Origin of the sequence: Xenorhabdus budapestensis, assembly GCF_002632465.1 — a bacterium.
In the GTDB taxonomy this organism is placed as follows: domain Bacteria; phylum Pseudomonadota; class Gammaproteobacteria; order Enterobacterales; family Enterobacteriaceae; genus Xenorhabdus; species Xenorhabdus budapestensis.
Map to the genome: position 1 here is coordinate 157,931 of NZ_NIBS01000001.1, position 19,414 is coordinate 177,344.

A 19,414-nucleotide genomic window follows, 5' to 3' on the forward strand; every position below is an offset into this window, starting at 1 on the left:
AGCATTTTGTCTAAAATAAAAAACTTTAGTGTTCCATCATTGGGCTATTAGGTAGATAATCTGTCTGTTAACAGATTGTTTTAATACGTAGTGATGAGTAAGGCTGAGAGCTTATTCCATACTTATACTTTGTATGGGAAATATTAAGTCTCTTAACCAGACAGGTTTAAGTTTTTTACAGCACTTATTTAAAGGAGTATCAGGATGAAAGTTGCAGTTCTCGGTGCAGCCGGTGGTATTGGTCAGGCACTTGCCCTTCTACTCAAGACCCAGCTTCCTTCAGGTTCAGAACTTTCCTTGTATGACATTGCTCCGGTGACCCCTGGTGTAGCTGCCGATCTGAGCCATATCCCAACAGCTGTGAAGGTCACTGGTTTTGCTGGTGAAGATGCAACTCCTGCATTGGTAGGAGCGGATGTTGTATTGATTTCTGCAGGTGTAGCACGTAAACCTGGTATGGATCGTTCAGATCTGTTCAATATTAATGCAGGAATTATCCGTAATCTGGTTCAACAGATTGCTAAAACATGTCCAAAAGCATTAATCGGAATTATTACCAACCCTGTGAACACCACTGTGGCAATCGCTGCCGAAGTGCTGAAAAAAGAGGGGGTTTACGACAAGAATCGTCTGTTTGGCGTAACTACTCTGGATATTATCCGTTCTAATACGTTTGTGGCAGAACTGAAAGGTAAGAAACCAGAAGAGTTGGAAATTCCTGTTATCGGCGGTCACTCTGGCGTAACTATTCTGCCATTACTGTCTCAGATCCCGGGTGTCAGCTTCACTGATGAAGAAGTGGAAGCGTTGACGAAACGTATTCAGAATGCAGGTACTGAAGTTGTTGAAGCAAAAGCAGGTGGTGGATCTGCAACTTTGTCTATGGGTCAAGCAGCAGCACGTCTGGGCCTTTCTTTGATCCGTGGTTTGCAGGGTGAAAGCAATGTTATTGAATGCTGTTACGTAGAAGGTGACGGCAAATATGCTCGTTTCTTCGCACAACCTGTTCGTTTGGGTAAAAATGGTATCGAAGAACGTTTAGATATTGGTCGATTGAGTGAGTTTGAACAGAAAGCATTGGATAATATGCTGGACGTTCTGAAAAAAGATATTGAATTAGGCGAAAGATTTATTAATGGTTAATTCAATTAATTCTTAATTTATTAATATACGAATTAACTTAAATATATTAGATAACGAAAACCGCTAGTTTAAAAAAAGCTAGCGGTTTTTCTTTCAACAATTATATTGGTAGCTAATTATTCTTTTTTCTCTCTTATTTTCCTTTCTAATAACTCTCCAGTATGAGGATTGAAATAACGGCTTGGCCATATTTCAGACGGATGAATACCTAAGTAGTTTGCTATTATCCATTCTCCCTTGGGCCACGAGCGAGAAAGAGTATTCGCCAAAGTTGATGAGCTTAGTCCTGATTCACGAGAAACAGCGGCCAGAGTTGTTCCACGTTTACGTAAAGCAGCAATAATATCAGCAGGATGCCAATCCGATTTCATAGAAATCATTTTTTTAATCCTTTCCTATTAAATTTAGAGCCACATTAGTGGTATAACTAAAGCGTTAGAGTGAAATTAATAACGAACATGGATCTGTTATTAAGAAAATAAAATAACATTATTTTTTCTAAAAATATTTTTAATTTTTTCTTAATAACTTCTTTTTTGAACTTGGTTACAAAAATAGAGAAACATTATGAAAAAAGAGTGGTATACGGCAATGGAGTTGACCGGTGTAGGTGAGTTACCTAGATCACCACAAGGAGTCAATGCCAGAGCCAAACGTGAAGAGTGGTTGAGACAAAAACGAACAGGTGTTCAGGGAAGAGCAATTGAATATCACTATTCATGTTTTCCTGAATCAACATTGGCCGCTCTGGAGCTTAATGAAATATCACCTGAATATCAGGTTCAGAAACAAGACCCTCTATCCATTTGGGTAAGTGCGTTTAATTTACTCACGGATGAAGAAAAGGAGGTAATTACAGAAGTGATACTACGAGATGGAATAAGAAGTTTTTTGGAAAAAATTATAGCTACCTGAGGCAGCTTTTGAAAAGCTAAATGCTTAAAATTTGGCTTCCTCTTTACTGCTCCGGTATAAAGCGAGGAGAGAGAGATGAAAAAAGAATGGTATTCTGCAAAGGAACTCATTGGCCTCGCTGGCCTGCCATCGTCTCCCCAAGGAGTGAACCTGATGGCAAGACGTGAAGGCTGGGAACAACGCCGTAAGCGTGGAGTGCAGGGAAAAGCACTAGAATATCATATCAATAGCTTGCCCGAAGATGTTTTGAGTGTACTGACTGTCAGTGAGAACTCGGTTGAGCATTATCGGAACAAACGACAGGATCCGTTTATGATTTGGGTGGAAGCTTATTATCAATTGACCAAGCCAGAAAGGGAGCGAATGGTTAAGTTCATTTTACGTAAAGGACTTACCAGCATTGTTCAATATGTAGGAATTCAAGAGGTTGAAAACAAAGGGAGTATCCCAGACTGAATAGTCTGGGATACTTATACCCAGGGTATACTATCTGGGTCTGGCTCAGGAACGTCGCTGTACAGCGATGTGGGCTAATCCCACAAGGGCCGCTTTGTATGGAGACTCATCAAGCACTTGTAACGCTGAAATTGCTTTATCTGCTTCTTCCTCCGCCCGTTGGCGGGTGTAATCAAGTGAACCGCACTGTTTCATCGTTGTAAGCACAGTATCCAGTAAATGGCGGCCATTGCCTTTTTCAATAGCTTCGCGGATCAGTGCTGACTGTTCAGGCGTTCCGTGATTCATAGCGTGTAAGAGGGGAAGCGTTGGTTTACCTTCATTTAAATCATCTCCGGTGTTTTTTCCAAGTGTATTATCATCGGAATTGTAGTCTAACAGGTCATCAATCAATTGAAATGCAGTACCAAGATAGCGACCATAATCACGTAGTGCCTCTTCTTGCTCTGGAGTGGCATTAGACAAAATAGCGGGAGAATGGGCGGCTACCTCAAACAAACGCGCAGTTTTACTGTAAATGACACGCATGTAGTCATCTTCTGAAATGTTCGGATCATTACAGTTCATCAACTGCATCACTTCACCTTCAGCGATAACATTCGTGGCGTCAGACATCAATTTCAGCACTCGCATGGAGTTGAGGTCTGTCATCATCTGAAACGAGCGAGTATAGATAAAATCACCAACCAATACGCTGGCTGCGTTGCCATACATAGCATTGGCAGTTGCTTTACCGCGGCGCATATCGGACTCATCTACGACATCATCATGGAGTAGGGTTGCTGTGTGAATAAATTCGATCAGGGCAGCAATTTTGATATGTTTTTCTCCCTCATAATGCAGTGCCTTACCAGCCAACACTGCGATCATTGGGCGAATACGTTTACCACCGCCGCTGATAATGTAGTAGCCAAGCTGGTTGATTAGCGCTACATCAGAATTTAATTGGTTAAGAATTGTTTCATTAACCGCTGCCATATCATCAGCTGTAAGTTTAATTATCGATTCTAAGTTCATGTTTTAGCTTCGGACTCTGATTCAGAGCTGTGCTCATTAATTAGTATATCAATAGATATCACGGTATATTGATTGTACTTGAAAAAACGTTCAAATAAATGACAATCGAAAAACTCGGCTTTTTTCTCCTCTGTTCTAATTCTGCTCTTGTCTTCCAAGCGGTTTTTGCGTAGAATTCGCGCCCTATTGTGAATATTTTTTATAGCGCGCTCTGGAAAGAATTTTAGGGGGGTGCGCGGAAAGCGGAGTTTATATGTACGCGGTTTTCCAAAGTGGTGGTAAACAACACCGAGTAAGCGAAGGTCAAACTATTCGCTTGGAAAAGCTGGACATCGCAACAGGTGAAACTGTTGAGTTTGACCAGGTTCTGATGGTCGCTAATGGTGAAGACATCAAAATCGGCGCTCCAGTAGTTGAAGGCGTTAAAGTTAAAGCTGAAGTTGTTGCGCACGGTCGTGGTGAGAAAGTTAAAATCGTTAAGTTTCGTCGTCGTAAACACAGCCGTAAGCAGCAGGGCCACCGTCAGTGGTTCACTGATGTTAAAATCACTGGCATCGCTTAAGATATTAGGAGAGCAGATTAATGGCACACAAAAAGGCTGGCGGCTCGACTCGTAACGGTCGCGATTCTGAAAGCAAACGTCTGGGTGTAAAACGTTTTGGTGGTGAATCTGTTTTGGCAGGTAGCATCATCGTTCGTCAACGTGGTACTAAATTCCACGCAGGCAACAATGTAGGTTGTGGCCGTGACCACACCCTGTTCGCATTAGCTGACGGAAAAGTTAAATTCGAAGTTAAAGGTCCAAAAAACCGTAAATTTATTAGCATAGTAGCTGAATAAGTTTTTTGAACTTCGATCGAATCGGAAGCCCTGCAATGTGTGTTGCGGGGCTTTTTATATTTTGGATTATGCCATCTCTGGGTACGATCTGCCATCCAGCTTTATAGTGGCTATCCTACGGAGAAAAGTGATGAAATTTGTAGATGAAGCCAGGATACTGGTTGTAGCGGGAGATGGTGGCAATGGCTGTGTCAGCTTCCGTCGTGAAAAATATATTCCAAAAGGTGGGCCGGACGGAGGTGACGGCGGTGATGGTGGTGATGTTTATCTACTGGCAGATGAAAACCTCAATACGCTAATCGATTACCGTTTTGAAAAGTCCTTCCGTGCTGAACGTGGGCAAAATGGGCAAAGCCGCGATTGTACAGGCAAGCGTGGTCAGGATATTACCATTAAAGTACCAGTAGGGACCCGTATCCGTGATATTGCTACAGGAGAAATTCTGGGTGATATGGTACGTCATGAGCAGCGTCTGATGGTTGCAAAAGGTGGTTTTCATGGGTTGGGTAACACCCGTTTTAAATCCTCTGTTAACCGCGCTCCTCGCCAGAGAACCATGGGAACGCTGGGAGAGAGCCGCGACTTGATGTTGGAGCTGATGTTACTGGCTGACGTAGGGATGTTGGGAATGCCAAATGCGGGTAAATCTACCTTCATTCGCGCTGTTTCAGCAGCAAAACCTAAAGTCGCTGATTATCCATTTACGACGTTAGTACCAAGTCTTGGCGTCGTACGTATGGATAACGAGCAAAGCTTCGTAGTAGCAGATATCCCAGGTTTGATTGAAGGTGCATCAGAAGGGGCTGGTTTGGGTATTCGTTTCCTGAAACATTTGGAGCGTTGCCGTGTACTGTTGCACTTAATCGACCTCTGTCCGATTGATGAATCTGACCCAGTAGAAAATGCCCGTATTATCATCAATGAGTTGCATAAATACAGTGAAAAACTGGCTGAAAAACCACGCTGGTTGGTATTCAATAAGGTTGATCTGACCGATCCGGAAGAGGCTAAATTGAAAGCGAAGGCGATCGCTGATGAACTGGGTTGGGAAGGTGACTACTACATGATTTCAGCCGTGAATCGTCAGGGAGTGAAAGAACTCTGCTGGGATATCATGGAATTCATCAAGGCTCAGCCTCGTCAAGTAGATGCCGAGGAAGGATCGCAGCCAGAAAAAGTTGAGTTCATGTGGGATGACTACCATAAAGAACAGTTGCAGCAAGCACCTGATACTGATGATTGGGATGACGACTGGGACAAAGAAGATGAAGAAGGCGTTGAATTTATTTACAAACGCTAAGTTTTCACACCAGATATACAAATGATGGAAAAGGGCGTATTTGAAGCGCCCTTTTTTCTTATTCTCTCTGAAGGCATTTTCATCAATTGTTTTTGTATAGCGATTTATATAAATGGCTTTCAAAACGGGTAAGAGGAACACGGCGCTGACGATGATTTTCAGGAGAGACGGAGTAAGACGAAATAAATTGGACAAAAGCGATCTGTTGTCCGCTGGCAGCGTTCATAAAGCCAGCAAGATTATATACACCTTGTAGTGACCCTGTTTTCGCAAAAACTTTGCCATTAACTCCAGCTTCATGCAAGCCGGGACGATAGGCTAAAGTACCATCATAACCTGCTTGCGGCAGCATGGAGATAAAATCCAGTTCATTATTGTGCTGGGCAATGAATTGTAAAATCTCCATCATTGTTGAAGGAGTGATAAGATCATGGCGTGAAAGGCCGGAACCATCAACTAAGACAGTATTATCAAGATCAATACCTGCTTTTTGTTTTAAGATCTGACGAACAGCATCAGAGCCGGAGCGCCAGGTACCGGGAACGTTAAAGTAATAATGCCCCAAGGTGCGAAAAACGGTATCGGCTATCATGTTATCTGACTTTTTCAGCATGATTCTGAGCAGGTCATGTAAAGGTGCTGATTGATTCAATGTGAGGATCTTTTCTGGTTGTTCAGGGAGCGATTGACGTCGTAGATGACCTTTTAGTTCAATTCCAGCAAGATGTAGTTCATTTTTCAGAATAGCACCCACATAGCTTGCTCCATTCTGGATAGCAAATGCCAGTGGCAAGGGTTCGCTACGTTGTGTCAGGCAGCCAGTTAGCGTATATCGGTTCAATTCTCCTGTTGTCACATCAAGTTCACAATACTTTGTTTCTGGAGAACCTTTCGCAAGTGTTTTTACTTCACTGAATACATTGACAGGATAATACGAAGGAACATGGACAGTGGCTAATGTATCAGCTTGTTCAGCGCTGTAGAGTAAGACTGAAAAACAGTTCTTATCCACAATGGCGGCGGCAGGAGGAGCACTAAAACATTGTGTCATATCATTCCATACCCAGCCGGGTGCTTTATCGTGGCTGGAAAAAATGGAAATATCTATGATGAGATCCCCATCAATCTGCTGTACACCAGACTGTTTTAACTCTTCTACCATATTGCGCAGTTGTGTGCGTGTTAGCGATGGATCACCAACGAAACGGGCAATAAGATTGCCCTTTAATCTGCCATCTTCAACATTAGCGTCACTCTCTAATGTAGTGACAAAACGGAAATCTTTGCCAAGCTGTAATAAGGCAGCTAATGCTGTCACAATTTTCTGAGTACTGGCAGGTAATGCCAATTGCTGTCCATGATAATCAATGATAGGTATTTTTTCGCCGACTTTCTGGGCGATAAATGAAAAATTGGTTCCCGCTGGCAAATATTGAATATTTTCTTCAATTGAAGAGGCATTCGCACTGAAAATACTCAGGCTCAAACTGAGCATCCAAGCTATTCTGCTGGTAATTTTTAAAAGAGCCATAGATCTCGCATATAAACGTGGATGTATTCCGATAATATTTGTATCAATAATACTAAGATGCAATTCAGGAAAAAGTAAACGATGATCCATCATCAACTCTACGTTAAAATGATAGATTAGCAGTTTAAATATGTATGTGAACTATCAGCGTATTCTGCAGTTTACGCTTCTTTTATTGTCTGGAAGCCCGCCTGATAGGGTGTGCTCATTGTGTTGTAGTCTATTGCAAGATACTGTTATTGCAAGAGAAGTGATGTTATTGCAAAAATCAGGAAGATGTTGTCTGGGCTTAGGATTGATTTAGAGGTTTGATAAATGAAACAAATTCCGATGACGGTACGTGGCGCAGATAAATTGCGCGAAGAATTAGAATATCTGAAAAATGTACGTCGCCCTCAAATTATTGCTGCAATCGCTGAGGCGCGTGAGCACGGTGACTTGAAAGAAAATGCTGAATATCACGCTGCTCGTGAGCAACAGGGATTCTGTGAAGGCCGTATTCAAGAAATTGAAGCTAAACTTTCTAATGCACAAGTGATCGATATCACTAAGATGACCAACAATGGCCGTGTGATTTTTGGTTCAACGGTAACGGTATTGAATGTTGATTCTGATGAAGAACAGACTTACCGCATTGTGGGGGACGATGAAGCGAATATCAAAGAAAACCTGCTTTCGGTTAACTCGCCCATCGCCCGTGGTTTAATTGGCAAAGAAGTGGATGACGTTGCTGTGATCGATACTCCGGGTGGCAAAGTGGAATATGAAGTTTTGAGCGTCGAGTATATTTGATATTCAATTTAAAGGTTGAATTAACTTTCCCGCTCGTAGGGTGGGGAAGGGCATAGAAAGTGGCCATTATATGTTGATGATGGGAATAAAAAGGCCTGATTTGGCCTTTTTTATCATAGTAGAATGGCACTTTTGTATAAGTATGTTGAGATTATTTCGGTAAACTAATCTTGCGCTCTTCCGATGGGCGGTAGAGAACTAGCATTTTTCCAATAATTTGCACATTATATGCGCCAGTTTCACGAACAATAGCTTCCGCGATCAAAGTTTTGATTTCACGGTCTTCGCCTGCAACTTTGACTTTGATAAGCTCGTGATGCGAAAGGGTTTGTTCGATTTCGGCCAATACTCCTTCAGTCAGTCCGTTGTTACCGATCATAACAACAGGCTTTAATGAATGAGCGAGGCTTTTCAGGTATTGCACTTGTTTCTTGTTAAGAGTCATCGTTTTTTTGCTTAGTTGGGATTGAAAACGACATATTCTACCGCCATCTCTTATCTATCACCATAAGTGTGTGGTGTGGTTTGATAAGAGAGTGCAAAAATAGGACTCTCTATTAGTATAGTTGGAAAGAACAATGGCCAATAAAAAACGTTCAGCAAGCTCAAGTCGCTGGTTGCAGGAACATTTTAGTGATAAATATGTTCTTCAGGCGCAGAAAAAAGGGCTTCGCTCCCGTGCTTGGTTTAAACTTGATGAGATACAGCAAAGCGACAAAATTTTTAAACTGGGCATGACCGTTGTTGATTTAGGCGCTGCTCCAGGTGGGTGGTCTCAGTACGTAGTCAGTCAGATTGGTGATCGTGGTCGGGTAATTGCCTGCGATCTTTTGCCAATGGATCCCATTGTCGGAGTTGATTTCCTACAGGGGGACTTTCGTGATGAACTTATATTGAAAACATTGCTTGAGAGGGTTGGTGATAATAAAGTCCAGGTCGTCATGTCGGATATGGCTCCCAATATGAGTGGAACCCCCGCGGTCGATATTCCTCGATCCATGTATCTGGTTGAGTTAGCGTTGGATATGTGTCGTGATGTGCTGGCCCCTGGGGGTAGTTTTATCGTCAAAGTGTTTCAGGGAGAGGGCTTTGATGAGTACCTGAGGGAAATACGCTCCCTTTTTACGAAAGTTAAAATTCGTAAACCAGACGCTTCGCGGGCACGATCACGTGAAGTATACATTGTAGCTACAGGGCGGAAAGTGTAGTACCCTGCTGCTATTTGTTAACACAGTTGTAATATGAGGTTAATCCCTTGAGTGACATGGCGAAAAACCTGATTCTCTGGTTAGTCATCGCAGTTGTCTTGATGTTATTGTTCCAGAGTTTTGGTCCCGGCGATTCTAGTGGTCGTAGGGTGGATTACTCGAACTTCATCAGTGAGTTATCACATAATCAAATCAGTGAAGTACGTATTTCGGGTCGTGACATTGATTTCACTAAGAAAGACAACGGTGGAAAATATAGCACGTATATGCCAGTTCAGGATGAGAAGCTGCTGGATACACTGCTCAACAAACAGGTAAAAGTTGTCGGTGAACCACCAGAGCAACAAGGCCTGTTAGCGACTCTCTTTATTTCATGGTTCCCAATGCTACTGCTGATTGGCGTTTGGATCTTCTTTATGCGCCAAATGCAAGGTGGTGGCGGTAAAGGAGCGATGTCTTTCGGTAAAAGCAAAGCCCGTATGTTAACGGAAGATCAGATCAAAACCACGTTTGCGGATGTTGCTGGTTGTGACGAAGCAAAAGAAGAAGTGGGTGAATTGGTGGAATACCTGCGTGAACCCGGCCGATTCCAGAAACTGGGTGGTAAGATCCCGAAAGGTATCCTGATGGTAGGGCCTCCGGGTACAGGTAAGACCTTGCTGGCGAAAGCAATTGCAGGTGAGGCTAAAGTACCATTCTTCACTATTTCTGGTTCTGACTTTGTTGAAATGTTTGTTGGTGTTGGCGCTTCTCGTGTTCGTGACATGTTTGAACAGGCTAAGAAAGCAGCTCCTTGTATTATCTTTATCGACGAAATTGATGCTGTAGGGCGTCAACGTGGTGCTGGTTTGGGTGGTGGACACGATGAACGTGAACAAACACTGAACCAGATGCTGGTTGAAATGGATGGTTTTGAGGGTAACGAAGGCATTATCGTTATCGCTGCAACTAACCGTCCTGATGTTTTGGATCCTGCGCTGTTGCGTCCGGGTCGTTTCGACCGTCAGGTTGTCGTTGGTCTGCCTGATGTTCGCGGCCGTGAACAGATTCTGAAAGTTCATATGCGCCGTATTCCATTGGATACTGACATTGATGCTTCCATTATTGCCCGTGGTACACCAGGTTTCTCTGGTGCGGATTTGGCAAACCTGGTGAACGAAGCCGCTTTATTTGCCGCTCGTGGCAACAGACGCGTCGTATCTATGGTGGAATTTGAGAAGGCAAAAGATAAGATCATGATGGGTGCAGAGCGCCGTTCAATGGTCATGACAGAAGAGCAGAAAGAATCCACCGCTTACCATGAAGCAGGACATGCCATCATTGGCCGTTTGGTTCCTGAACATGATCCTGTCCATAAAGTGACAATCATTCCCCGTGGTCGCGCGTTGGGTGTAACTTTTTTCTTGCCAGAAGGTGATCAAATCAGTGCCAGCCGTCAAAAATTAGAAAGTCAGATTTCTACTTTATATGGCGGCCGTCTTGCAGAAGAGATCATCTACGGTCCAGATAATGTTTCTACGGGCGCTTCCAATGACATTAAAGTGGCGACATCCATTGCCCGTAACATGGTGACACAATGGGGTTTCTCGGAAAAACTAGGCCCATTGTTGTATGCGGAAGAAGAAGGCGAAGTTTTCCTTGGTCGTTCTGTGGCTAAGGCAAAACACATGTCGGAAGATACCGCACGTTTAATTGATCAAGAAGTGAAAGTTATCATTGATCGCAACTACCAGCGCGCACGTCAGATTCTGATGGATAATCTGGATATTTTGCATTCAATGAAAGATGCTTTAATGAAGTACGAAACCATTGATGCGCCTCAGATTGATGACCTGATGAACCGTACTACAGTTCGTCCGCCAGCAGGTTGGGAAGGCGATAATAATAATGGCGGTAATAGCAGTAATAGTAGTAATAACCGTCAGAATACATCGTCTCAGCAGCAGGCCACGAAGCCTGCGGATGGTAATCCAACTGCATAATCTATTCAGACCAAGGGCGATCATTGATAGAAGGTTGCCTCTGGTTTTGACAGACCGTACTTACTAAACCCCGGGTTTTTCCTGGGGTTTTTAACATTAAGGCCCCCTAGCGATGAAACTGACAGCCAGAGGCAGTATTCTTGACCTTTCCCATCCGCAAGTCATGGGAATACTGAATGTTACTCCTGATTCCTTTTCAGATGGTGGTACTTACAGTACCCTTGATGCGGCACTACAACATGCTGCCAAAATGATTGAAGAAGGAGCCACTATTATTGATGTTGGTGGTGAATCGACGCGTCCTGGTGCTGATGATGTCAGTGAACAGGAGGAACTAGATCGCGTTGTACCTGTAATAGAATCTTTGGCACAGCGTTTTAATGTATGGATCTCTGTTGATACGTCAAAAGCTATCGTAATGCAGGAAGCTGCCAAAGTAGGTGCTCATATCATTAATGACATCCGTTCATTGCAGGGGCCGGGTGCACTAGAGGCAGCGGCAAAAACAGAGTTACCAGTTTGTTTAATGCACATGCAGGGACAACCCCGAACAATGCAGGTAGAACCTCACTACGAAGATGTTGTGGCGGAAGTCAGAACATATCTGGAAACACAGATTGAACGCTGTGTTGCAGCAGGTATTACAAGAAACAAACTGATGATAGATCCGGGATTCGGTTTTGGTAAGAATTTATCACATAATTATCAATTATTGGCTCATTTAAAAGAGCTCCACCATCTTGGCCTGCCGATTCTGGCTGGTATGTCACGCAAGTCCATGATTGGTCAGTTACTTCATGTGCCACCACAGGAAAGAGTAACGGGAAGTGTTGCTTGCGCTGTCATTGCGGCTATGCAGGGAGCTCAGATTATTCGCGTGCATGATGTAAAAGAAACGGTGCAGGCAATGCAGATTGTCCAGGCAACTTTGTCAGAGAAGAATATTTTTCGTCAGTAGCGAACCCCGCCGGAAAAATTATCAGCAAAACGCAGATTGTGAACAAAGAATACGTTCAGCAAAGGAAGAAAGAAATTTATGAGTAACCGTAAATATTTTGGTACTGACGGTATCCGTGGCAAAGTCGGTAATAGCCCGATTACCCCTGATTTTGTTTTAAAACTTGGTTGGGCCGCGGGTAAGGTACTGGCGCGTCATGGTTCTCGCAAAATTATTATTGGTAAAGATACCCGTATTTCTGGCTATATGCTGGAATCTGCTTTGGAAGCGGGACTGGCAGCCGCTGGGCTATCAGCATCGTTTACTGGCCCGATGCCGACGCCAGCCGTAGCATACCTGACACGCACTTTCCGTGCTGAAGCGGGAATTGTTATTTCAGCTTCCCATAATCCTTACTACGATAACGGTATTAAATTCTTCTCCATTGATGGCACTAAACTTCCTGATGATGTGGAAGAAGCAATTGAAGCCGAAATGGAAAAACCGCTAACCTGCGTAGAATCTGCTGAATTAGGACGTGCTAATCGTATTGTTGATGCGGCAGGCCGTTATATCGAATTCTGTAAAGGCACATTCCCTAGTGAACAAAGTCTAAATGGATTAAAAATCGTATTGGATTGTGCTAATGGTGCTACCTACCATATCGCACCGAATGTTCTGAGAGAGTTGGGCGCCGATGTTATAACTATTGGCTGTGAGCCAAATGGCATCAATATCAATGAAGAATGCGGTGCGACAGATGTCCGGCTATTGCAGAAACGGGTTCAGGAAGAGCAGGCAAATGTCGGTTTGGCATTTGATGGCGATGGTGACCGGATAATCATGGTTGATCATTTGGGTCAGAAAGTAGATGGAGACCAGATACTTTACATCATCGCACGTGAAGCATTGCGACAAGGGCAACTGCGCGGTGGTGCAGTAGGAACTTTGATGAGTAATATGGGATTGGAGCTGGCGTTGAAACAGCTTGGTATTCCATTTGAACGTGCCAAAGTCGGTGACCGCTATGTACTGGAGAAGTTGCAGGAAAAAGGCTGGCGTTTAGGTGCAGAAAATTCAGGCCATATCATATTACTGGATAAAACCACAACAGGTGATGGTATCGTTGCTGGTTTGCAGGTATTGAGTGCTATAGTACGCAATAATATGAGTCTGCATGACCTGTGTAGTGGCATGAAATTATTGCCACAAGTGCTGGTCAATGTTCGTTTTAGTGGTGATAACGATCCTTTGCAATCGGAACGAGTACTCGAAGTTGTTAAAGAAGTTGAAACTGAGTTAGAGGGTCGTGGTCGAGTACTGTTACGCAAATCGGGCACTGAACCATTGATCCGTGTGATGGTGGAAGGTGAAGATGAGGGACAGGTTACGGCACTGGCGCATCGCATTGCAGATGCTGTAAAAAAATAGCCTGATTTGTTGATTTTTTCTTCGATCAGCATCAGTATTTGAAATTAACCTTGCTTGTCTGAAACGCTTTGGTTAGTATTCACACCCGCTCAATAAGTTAATTTTTTTAATTTTGAGCGGGTGATGCAGTAAACATTACTAGAGTTATGACGTTACCAAAGTTATGGTAAATCCCACGAGGAAACGGGTACAACATATGTATGGAGCTCTTTTAAGTATATTCTTGCTGGTCGGTATCGGGCTAATCGCTCTGGTTCTGCTACAGCAGGGGAAAGGTGCTGATATGGGTGCTTCCTTTGGTGCGGGTGCGTCTGCAACAATATTTGGTTCATCGGGTTCTGCGAATTTTATGACCCGCATGACAGCGGTTTTTGCAACACTGTTTTTTGTTATCAGTCTGGTGCTGGGTAATATGACCAGTAACAAAACTGGTTCAAGCGGTAAGTGGGACGATATTGCTGAGCCTGCACACGTTGAGAAACAAGCAGAAGTTCCAGTAGTACCAGCAAAGCCAACTAAACCGAATAGTGATATCCCACAGTAATTTTCGATAGAAAGTTTTCTATAAAAAGAATAGTCAGTAAAAGAATTGGAGTAGGGTTGTTGATTTAAACGGTTAGTATCATTAACAGGTTAAGATAACAGTTCTACAATCAGTGCCGAGGTGGTGAAATTGGTATACACGCTACCTTGAGGTGGTAGTGCCTAAACAACGGGCGTACGGGTTCAAGTCCCGTCCTCGGCACCATTAATCTAGAAACTTGCGTTTTTAGTGTTATCAGCGTAAGATTTGCCACGTTTTCGAACGCGGGATGGAGCAGCATGGTAGCTCGTCGGGCTCATAACCCGAAGGTCGTCGGTTCAAATCCGGCTCCCGCAACCACTTCTTAACAACATGTACCTTTTCAAATAGTTATGATTTAGCAGCCTAGGGTATCAATCCTGATTTGACAGGTTGCTCCCAGAGGTATAGCTTTGAGAGGTATAAAAGAAGTTGGTTGAGACCACTGGCAGTAAACAGGGTCCAGTTACATAAGCCCCGGATTTCGGGGTTTTTTGTTATTTGACAGCAGAACTACTGGGCTAATATAGCCCTTTTTTTATGTCTTGGGGGTGGGCTTGTCCACATTAGAGCAAAAATTAACAGCGATGATTTCAGCACCAGTTGAAGCTTTGGGTTTTGAATTAGTGGGCCTGGAGTTTATTCGCGCACGTGTATCGACACTGCGGGTCTATATCGATAGTGAGGAGGGTATCACTGTTGATGATTGTGCTGATGTTAGCCATCAGGTCAGTGCAGTACTCGATGTCGAAGATCCGATCTCAGGGCTTTATAACCTAGAAATATCTTCACCGGGGCTTGATCGTCCACTGTTTAAGGCTGAACACTACCAGAGTTTCATGGGTGAAGAAGTCAGCTTGATGTTACGTATGGCAATGCAAAACCGTCGTAAATGGCGAGGAATTATCAAAGCTGTTGATGGTGAAATAATTACGGTTACGGTGGATGGAAAAGACGAAGTGTTCGCACTGAGCAACATCCAGAAAGCGAACCTGGTACCCCACTTTTAAAGTTCGGATGAGGCAACTAGGATGAATAAAGAAATTCTGGCTGTTGTGGAAGCGGTTTCTAATGAAAAATCTCTCCCTCGTGAAAAAATCTTCGAAGCATTAGAGATTGCATTGGCGACAGCCACCAAGAAAAAATATGAGCAGGAAATTGATGTCCGTGTTTGCATCGATCGTAAATCCGGTGATTTTGATACTTTCCGCCGTTGGTTAGTTGTTGAAGAAGTCACTCTGCCGACTCGTGAAATCACATTTGATGCTGCAAAATTTGAAGACCCAGAAATTGAACTGGGTGGTTATATTGAAGATCAAATTGAATCAGTAACTTTTGACCGTATTACAACCCAGACTGCAAAACAGGTTATCGTGCAGAAAGTACGTGAAGCTGAACGTGCAATGGTCGTCGATCAATTCCGCGAACAGCAGGGCGAGATCGTGACTGGTCAGGTCAAAAAAGTAAATCGTGACAATATTACGCTTGATTTGGGTAATAATGCTGAAGCGGTTATTTTACGTGAAGACATGCTGCCACGTGAAAACTTCCGCCCGGGTGACCGCGTGCGTGGTGTCTTGTATGATGTGCGTCCAGAGGCACGTGGTGCACAGCTTTTCATTAGCCGTTCTCGTCCAGAGATGCTGGTTGAATTGTTCCGCATTGAAGTACCGGAAATTGGCGAAGAGATCATTGAGATCAAAGCTGCTGCCCGTGATCCGGGTTCCCGCGCCAAAATCGCAGTAAAAACTAACGACAAGCGTATCGATCCGGTTGGTGCTTGCGTAGGTATGCGTGGTGCAAGGGTACAGGCCGTTTCCAGTGAGTTGGGCGGCGAACGAATTGATATCGTATTGTGGGATGACAATCCTGCGCAATTTGTTATTAATGCAATGGCTCCGGCGGATGTTGCATCTATCGTTGTTGATGAAGATAACTGTACGATGGATGTTGCCGTGGAAAACAGCAATCTTGCTCAGGCTATTGGTCGTAATGGCCAAAATGTCCGTCTGGCGGCACAATTGCTGAAAAAACATCGTGGTGATGACAAGTGGGAATTGAATGTCATGACTGCGGAAGAGCTGCAAGCGAAACATCAGGCAGAAGCTCATGCTTCTATTGATACATTTACTAAGCATCTCGACATTGATGAAGATTTCGCCACTGTATTGGTCGAAGAAGGTTTCTCCACACTGGAAGAGTTGGCCTATGTACCAATCAATGAACTTCTGGTAGTAGAAGGCCTTGATGAGGAAACCGTTGAAGTTCTCCGTGAACGTGCAAAAGCGGCCTTGACGACGCTAGAACTGGCCCAGAAAGAGAGTTTTGGTGATCAGCAACCTGCCAAAGATTTACTGGATCTGCCTGGCATGGAGCGTACTTTGGCGTTTAACCTGGCTGCCCTTGGCATCTGTACTCTGGAAGATCTTGCCGAGCAGGGTATCGACGACTTATCTGATATCGAAGGACTGAATGATGAGAAAGCAGGAGAACTCATTATGGCAGCCCGTAATATCTGTTGGTTTGGCGATGATGCATAAATAAACTGTAGCAGGAAGGAACAGAATGACAGAGGTAACCGTAAGATTACTGGCAGAAGAGATCCAGACATCGGTTGAACGCTTGATCCAGCAATTCGCTGATGCTGGCATTCAGAAAACCGCAACTGACTCTGTTTCCCAGAAAGAAAAAGAAGCTTTGCTGGCCCACCTGAACCGTGAACAAGGCGGTACTGGCGGCCAGCCAGGTAAATTGACACTACAGCGTAAAACGCGCAGTACACTGAACGTCCCTGGCACCGGTGGCAAAAGTAAATCGGTAGCGATTGAAGTCCGTAAAAAACGCACATATGTGAACCGTGACGCGATTGAACAAGCTAAAGCGGAAGAACAGGCGAAGCGTGAAGCGGAAGAGCAGGCTCGGCGCGAGGCAGAAGAAAAGGCGCGGCTTGAAACTGAAGCGAAGAAACTCGCGGAAGAGCAAGCGAAACGTGAAGCAAAAGAAAAAGCCAAACGTGAAGAGGCTGAAAAGGCTCAGCGTGAGGTAGCGGAAAAAGAAAAAGTGACTAAGCAACATACCGAAAAGAAATCGAAACCAGTGCAAACTGAGCCAGCAGCGCAAACTGAAAAAGCGCGTCGTGAAGCTGAAGCAGCAAATTTAAAACGCAAAGCTGAAGAAGAAATGCGTCGTAAAGTTGAAGCAGAAGCAAAACGTGTAGCAGAAGAAGCCCGCCGCATGGCAGAAGAAAATCAGGATAAATGGTCTGACAACTCTGATTTTAATGACAGCAATGACTACCATGTAACTACTTCCCGTCATGCCCGTGATGCGGAAGATGAGAATGACGCTAAAGTTGAAGGTGATCGTCGCACCCGAACCCGTGGTGGCAAATCCTCCCGCCAGAAGAAGAATAACAAACATTCTGAATCGAAAGCTGATCGTGAAGAAGCACGTGCAGTCGGCCGTACCAAAGGTAAACAGCGCAAAACCTCTGCTTTGCAGCAGAGCTTTACCAAACCTGTAGCAGCCGTTAACCGTGATGTAGTGATTGGTGAAACCATTACCGTTGCTGAACTGGCTAATAAGATGGCTGTTAAAGGTTCCCAGGTCATCAAAACCATGATAAAAATGGGCGCAATGGCGACCATTAATCAGGTTATCGATCAGGAAACAGCTCAATTGGTTGCTGAAGAAATGGGGCACAAAGTTATCCTGCGTCGTGAAAACGAACTGGAAGAAGCGCTGATGAGCGATCGTGACACCGGTGAAACTCAGGCAGAGCCTCGTGCGCCTGTGGTTACTATCATGGGTCACGTTGACCATGGTAAAACCTCTTTGCTGGATTACATCCGCTCAACCAAAGTGGCCTCCGGTGAGGCGGGCGGTATTACCCAGCATATTGGTGCATATCATGTGAAAACTGAAAAAGGCATGATTACCTTCCTGGATACTCCAGGCCACGCTGCGTTTACCTCCATGCGTGCTCGTGGTGCTAAGGCAACCGACATCGTTGTTCTGGTTGTCGCTGCGGATGATGGCGTGATGCCTCAGACTATCGAAGCTATCCAGCACGCCAAAGCAGCTAGTGTGCCAGTTGTTGTTGCGGTTAACAAAATTGATAAACCAGAAGCTGATCCGGATCGCGTGAAGAATGAACTGTCACAGTACGGTATTATTCCGGAAGATTGGGGCGGTGAAAACCAATTCATTAATGTATCTGCTAAAGCTGGTATCGGTATTGATGAATTGTTGGAAGCTATCCTGCTGCAAGCTGAAGTTCTGGAGCTAAATGCAGTTCGTACTGGTATGGCAAATGGCGTGGTTATTGAATCCTTCCTGGATAAAGGCCGCGGTCCTGTTGCTACTATTCTGGTGCAGTCCGGTACCCTGAACAAAGGTGATATCGTTCTGTGCGGCTTCGAATATGGCCGTATCCGTGCGATGCGTAACGAACTTGGTCAGGAAGTCATGTCTGCCGGCCCATCTATGCCAGTGGAAATCCTTGGTCTATCCAACGTGCCATCTGCGGGTGATGAAACGACTGTTGTACGTGATGAGAAGAAAGCACGTGAAGTAGCACTGTACCGCCAAGGCAAATTCCGCGAAGTGAAACTGGCTCGTCAGCAGAAATCCAAACTGGAAAACATGTTTGCTAACATGGAAGAGGGTAAGGTATCTGAACTGAACATCGTTCTGAAAACTGACGTTCAGGGTACATGCGAAGCGATTTGTGATTCACTGCTGAAATTGTCTACTGACGAAGTGAAAGTGAAAATCATCGGCTCTGGCGTAGGTGGTATCACTGAAACGGACGCAACGCTTGCGGCAGCATCCAACGCGATTATTCTGGGCTTTAACGTTCGTGCTGATGCTTCTGCACGTCGCATCATTGAAAACGAAAGTGTTGATCTGCGTTATTACTCTGTTATCTATAGTTTGATTGATGAAATCAAACAGGCAATGAGCGGTATGCTGGCACCAGAATACAAACAGCAAATCATGGGATTGGCAGAAGTTCGTGATGTCTTTAAATCACCGAAATTTGGTGCAGTTGCTGGCTGTATGGTGACAGAAGGTACTATCAAGCGTAATAATCCAATCCGTGTCCTGCGTGATAACGTGGTTATCTACGAAGGTGAGCTGGAATCCCTGCGTCGCTTTAAGGATGATGTTAACGAAGTCCGTAATGGCATGGAATGTGGTATCGGTGTGAAGAACTACAATGATGTTCGTGTTGGCGATATGATTGAAGTCTTCGAAGTTGTTGAAGTTAAACGCTCTATCGATTAAAAAACCACAAT

General features: G+C 44.3%; 19 protein-coding genes and 2 tRNA genes. 17 read left to right on the forward strand and 4 right to left on the reverse strand.

Annotated elements, in window-relative coordinates:
- The first annotated feature begins 204 nt into the window (after positions 1-204).
- On the forward strand, positions 205-1,143 hold the full coding sequence (gene mdh, locus Xbud_RS00800) for a malate dehydrogenase (protein ID WP_099134281.1): 939 nt from the start codon (positions 205-207) through the stop codon (positions 1,141-1,143).
- Between the two features lie 116 nt (positions 1,144-1,259).
- Here the strand turns inward: mdh and Xbud_RS00805 are convergent, their stop codons facing one another.
- A complete protein-coding gene (locus Xbud_RS00805; RefSeq protein WP_038261455.1) occupies positions 1,260-1,523 on the reverse strand; it encodes a helix-turn-helix domain-containing protein in 264 nt (87 codons plus the stop codon).
- 187 nt (positions 1,524-1,710) lie between these two features.
- Between Xbud_RS00805 and Xbud_RS00810 the strand changes: the two genes are divergently transcribed.
- Positions 1,711-2,058 (forward strand): DNA-binding protein, encoded by a 348-nt coding sequence (locus Xbud_RS00810; protein WP_099134282.1) that lies wholly within the window; start codon positions 1,711-1,713, stop codon positions 2,056-2,058.
- Positions 2,059-2,133: 75 nt separating this feature from the next.
- Positions 2,134-2,514, forward strand: a complete 381-nt coding sequence (locus Xbud_RS00815; RefSeq protein WP_099134283.1) for a DNA-binding protein — start codon at positions 2,134-2,136, stop codon at positions 2,512-2,514.
- A gap of 45 nt (positions 2,515-2,559) precedes the next feature.
- Here the strand turns inward: Xbud_RS00815 and ispB are convergent, their stop codons facing one another.
- Positions 2,560-3,531 carry an octaprenyl diphosphate synthase gene (gene ispB, locus Xbud_RS00820; protein WP_099134284.1) on the reverse strand — a complete coding sequence of 324 codons (972 nt, stop codon included), beginning with the start codon at positions 3,529-3,531 and terminating at the stop codon, positions 2,560-2,562.
- A 253-nt stretch (positions 3,532-3,784) separates the two neighbouring features.
- Between ispB and rplU the strand changes: the two genes are divergently transcribed.
- The 3 genes from rplU (at position 3,785) to cgtA (ending at position 5,671) form a co-directional block, all read left to right on the forward strand.
- Positions 3,785-4,093: a 50S ribosomal protein L21 gene (gene rplU, locus Xbud_RS00825; RefSeq protein WP_045968299.1), complete on the forward strand. Its 309-nt coding sequence runs from the start codon at positions 3,785-3,787 to the stop codon at positions 4,091-4,093.
- A gap of 20 nt (positions 4,094-4,113) precedes the next feature.
- Positions 4,114-4,371 (forward strand): 50S ribosomal protein L27, encoded by a 258-nt coding sequence (gene rpmA, locus Xbud_RS00830; RefSeq protein ID WP_038261469.1) that lies wholly within the window; start codon positions 4,114-4,116, stop codon positions 4,369-4,371.
- A gap of 130 nt (positions 4,372-4,501) precedes the next feature.
- Positions 4,502-5,671: an Obg family GTPase CgtA gene (cgtA, locus tag Xbud_RS00835; protein WP_099134285.1), complete on the forward strand. Its 1,170-nt coding sequence runs from the start codon at positions 4,502-4,504 to the stop codon at positions 5,669-5,671.
- A gap of 82 nt (positions 5,672-5,753) precedes the next feature.
- Here the strand turns inward: cgtA and dacB are convergent, their stop codons facing one another.
- Positions 5,754-7,202, reverse strand: a complete 1,449-nt coding sequence (dacB, locus tag Xbud_RS00840; protein ID WP_169923001.1) for a serine-type D-Ala-D-Ala carboxypeptidase — start codon at positions 7,200-7,202, stop codon at positions 5,754-5,756.
- A 315-nt stretch (positions 7,203-7,517) separates the two neighbouring features.
- On the opposite strand from dacB, the gene greA reads away from it, so the two are divergent.
- Positions 7,518-7,994 carry a transcription elongation factor GreA gene (gene greA, locus Xbud_RS00845; protein WP_099134287.1) on the forward strand — a complete coding sequence of 159 codons (477 nt, stop codon included), beginning with the start codon at positions 7,518-7,520 and terminating at the stop codon, positions 7,992-7,994.
- 151 nt (positions 7,995-8,145) lie between these two features.
- On the opposite strand, the gene yhbY is transcribed toward greA, so the two are convergent.
- Positions 8,146-8,439 (reverse strand): ribosome assembly RNA-binding protein YhbY, encoded by a 294-nt coding sequence (gene yhbY, locus Xbud_RS00850; protein WP_038261477.1) that lies wholly within the window; start codon positions 8,437-8,439, stop codon positions 8,146-8,148.
- A 133-nt stretch (positions 8,440-8,572) separates the two neighbouring features.
- On the opposite strand from yhbY, the gene rlmE reads away from it, so the two are divergent.
- The 10 genes from rlmE (at position 8,573) to infB (ending at position 19,403) form a co-directional block, all read left to right on the forward strand.
- Positions 8,573-9,202 carry a 23S rRNA (uridine(2552)-2'-O)-methyltransferase RlmE gene (rlmE, locus tag Xbud_RS00855; protein WP_099134288.1) on the forward strand — a complete coding sequence of 210 codons (630 nt, stop codon included), beginning with the start codon at positions 8,573-8,575 and terminating at the stop codon, positions 9,200-9,202.
- A gap of 47 nt (positions 9,203-9,249) precedes the next feature.
- Entirely contained in the window at positions 9,250-11,184 is a 1,935-nt protein-coding gene (ftsH, locus tag Xbud_RS00860; RefSeq protein WP_169923002.1) for an ATP-dependent zinc metalloprotease FtsH, read from the forward strand.
- A 112-nt stretch (positions 11,185-11,296) separates the two neighbouring features.
- Complete coding sequence (folP, locus tag Xbud_RS00865; RefSeq protein WP_099134290.1) at positions 11,297-12,142, forward strand: dihydropteroate synthase; 846 nt, start codon at positions 11,297-11,299, stop codon at positions 12,140-12,142.
- Between the two features lie 78 nt (positions 12,143-12,220).
- The gene (gene glmM / locus Xbud_RS00870; protein WP_099134291.1) at positions 12,221-13,552 is read left to right on the forward strand and encodes a phosphoglucosamine mutase; all 1,332 of its coding nucleotides are present in this window, start codon (positions 12,221-12,223) and stop codon (positions 13,550-13,552) included.
- A 196-nt stretch (positions 13,553-13,748) separates the two neighbouring features.
- A complete protein-coding gene (gene secG / locus Xbud_RS00875) occupies positions 13,749-14,096 on the forward strand; it encodes a preprotein translocase subunit SecG (RefSeq protein WP_099134292.1) in 348 nt (115 codons plus the stop codon).
- A 114-nt stretch (positions 14,097-14,210) separates the two neighbouring features.
- Positions 14,211-14,300 (forward strand) — tRNA-Leu (locus tag Xbud_RS00880).
- 58 nt (positions 14,301-14,358) lie between these two features.
- Positions 14,359-14,435 (forward strand) — tRNA-Met (locus tag Xbud_RS00885).
- Positions 14,436-14,671: 236 nt separating this feature from the next.
- A complete protein-coding gene (gene rimP, locus Xbud_RS00890; RefSeq protein WP_145956604.1) occupies positions 14,672-15,124 on the forward strand; it encodes a ribosome maturation factor RimP in 453 nt (150 codons plus the stop codon).
- 21 nt (positions 15,125-15,145) lie between these two features.
- On the forward strand, positions 15,146-16,654 hold the full coding sequence (gene nusA / locus Xbud_RS00895) for a transcription termination factor NusA (protein ID WP_099134294.1): 1,509 nt from the start codon (positions 15,146-15,148) through the stop codon (positions 16,652-16,654).
- A gap of 25 nt (positions 16,655-16,679) precedes the next feature.
- Positions 16,680-19,403, forward strand: coding sequence for a translation initiation factor IF-2 (gene infB, locus Xbud_RS00900; protein ID WP_099134295.1), 2,724 nt, complete (start codon positions 16,680-16,682; stop codon positions 19,401-19,403).
- The last annotated feature ends 11 nt before the right edge of the window (positions 19,404-19,414 follow it).

What these genes read in the sequence shown, in the direction of transcription:
- greA (WP_099134287.1), top strand. Translation starts at nt 7,518, where the DNA reads ATGAAACAAATTCCGATGACGGTACGTGGCGCAGATAAATTGCGCGAA.
- mdh (WP_099134281.1), top strand. Translation starts at nt 205, where the DNA reads ATGAAAGTTGCAGTTCTCGGTGCAGCCGGTGGTATTGGTCAGGCACTT.
- glmM (WP_099134291.1), top strand. Translation starts at nt 12,221, where the DNA reads ATGAGTAACCGTAAATATTTTGGTACTGACGGTATCCGTGGCAAAGTC.
- Xbud_RS00810 (WP_099134282.1), top strand. Translation starts at nt 1,711, where the DNA reads ATGAAAAAAGAGTGGTATACGGCAATGGAGTTGACCGGTGTAGGTGAG.
- ispB (WP_099134284.1), bottom strand. Translation starts at nt 3,531, where the DNA reads ATGAACTTAGAATCGATAATTAAACTTACAGCTGATGATATGGCAGCG.
- Xbud_RS00805 (WP_038261455.1), bottom strand. Translation starts at nt 1,523, where the DNA reads ATGATTTCTATGAAATCGGATTGGCATCCTGCTGATATTATTGCTGCT.
- Xbud_RS00815 (WP_099134283.1), top strand. Translation starts at nt 2,134, where the DNA reads ATGAAAAAAGAATGGTATTCTGCAAAGGAACTCATTGGCCTCGCTGGC.
- dacB (WP_169923001.1), bottom strand. Translation starts at nt 7,202, where the DNA reads ATGGCTCTTTTAAAAATTACCAGCAGAATAGCTTGGATGCTCAGTTTG.
- rlmE (WP_099134288.1), top strand. Translation starts at nt 8,573, where the DNA reads ATGGCCAATAAAAAACGTTCAGCAAGCTCAAGTCGCTGGTTGCAGGAA.
- cgtA (WP_099134285.1), top strand. Translation starts at nt 4,502, where the DNA reads ATGAAATTTGTAGATGAAGCCAGGATACTGGTTGTAGCGGGAGATGGT.
- infB (WP_099134295.1), top strand. Translation starts at nt 16,680, where the DNA reads ATGACAGAGGTAACCGTAAGATTACTGGCAGAAGAGATCCAGACATCG.
- rpmA (WP_038261469.1), top strand. Translation starts at nt 4,114, where the DNA reads ATGGCACACAAAAAGGCTGGCGGCTCGACTCGTAACGGTCGCGATTCT.
- folP (WP_099134290.1), top strand. Translation starts at nt 11,297, where the DNA reads ATGAAACTGACAGCCAGAGGCAGTATTCTTGACCTTTCCCATCCGCAA.
- rplU (WP_045968299.1), top strand. Translation starts at nt 3,785, where the DNA reads ATGTACGCGGTTTTCCAAAGTGGTGGTAAACAACACCGAGTAAGCGAA.
- secG (WP_099134292.1), top strand. Translation starts at nt 13,749, where the DNA reads ATGTATGGAGCTCTTTTAAGTATATTCTTGCTGGTCGGTATCGGGCTA.
- nusA (WP_099134294.1), top strand. Translation starts at nt 15,146, where the DNA reads ATGAATAAAGAAATTCTGGCTGTTGTGGAAGCGGTTTCTAATGAAAAA.
- yhbY (WP_038261477.1), bottom strand. Translation starts at nt 8,439, where the DNA reads ATGACTCTTAACAAGAAACAAGTGCAATACCTGAAAAGCCTCGCTCAT.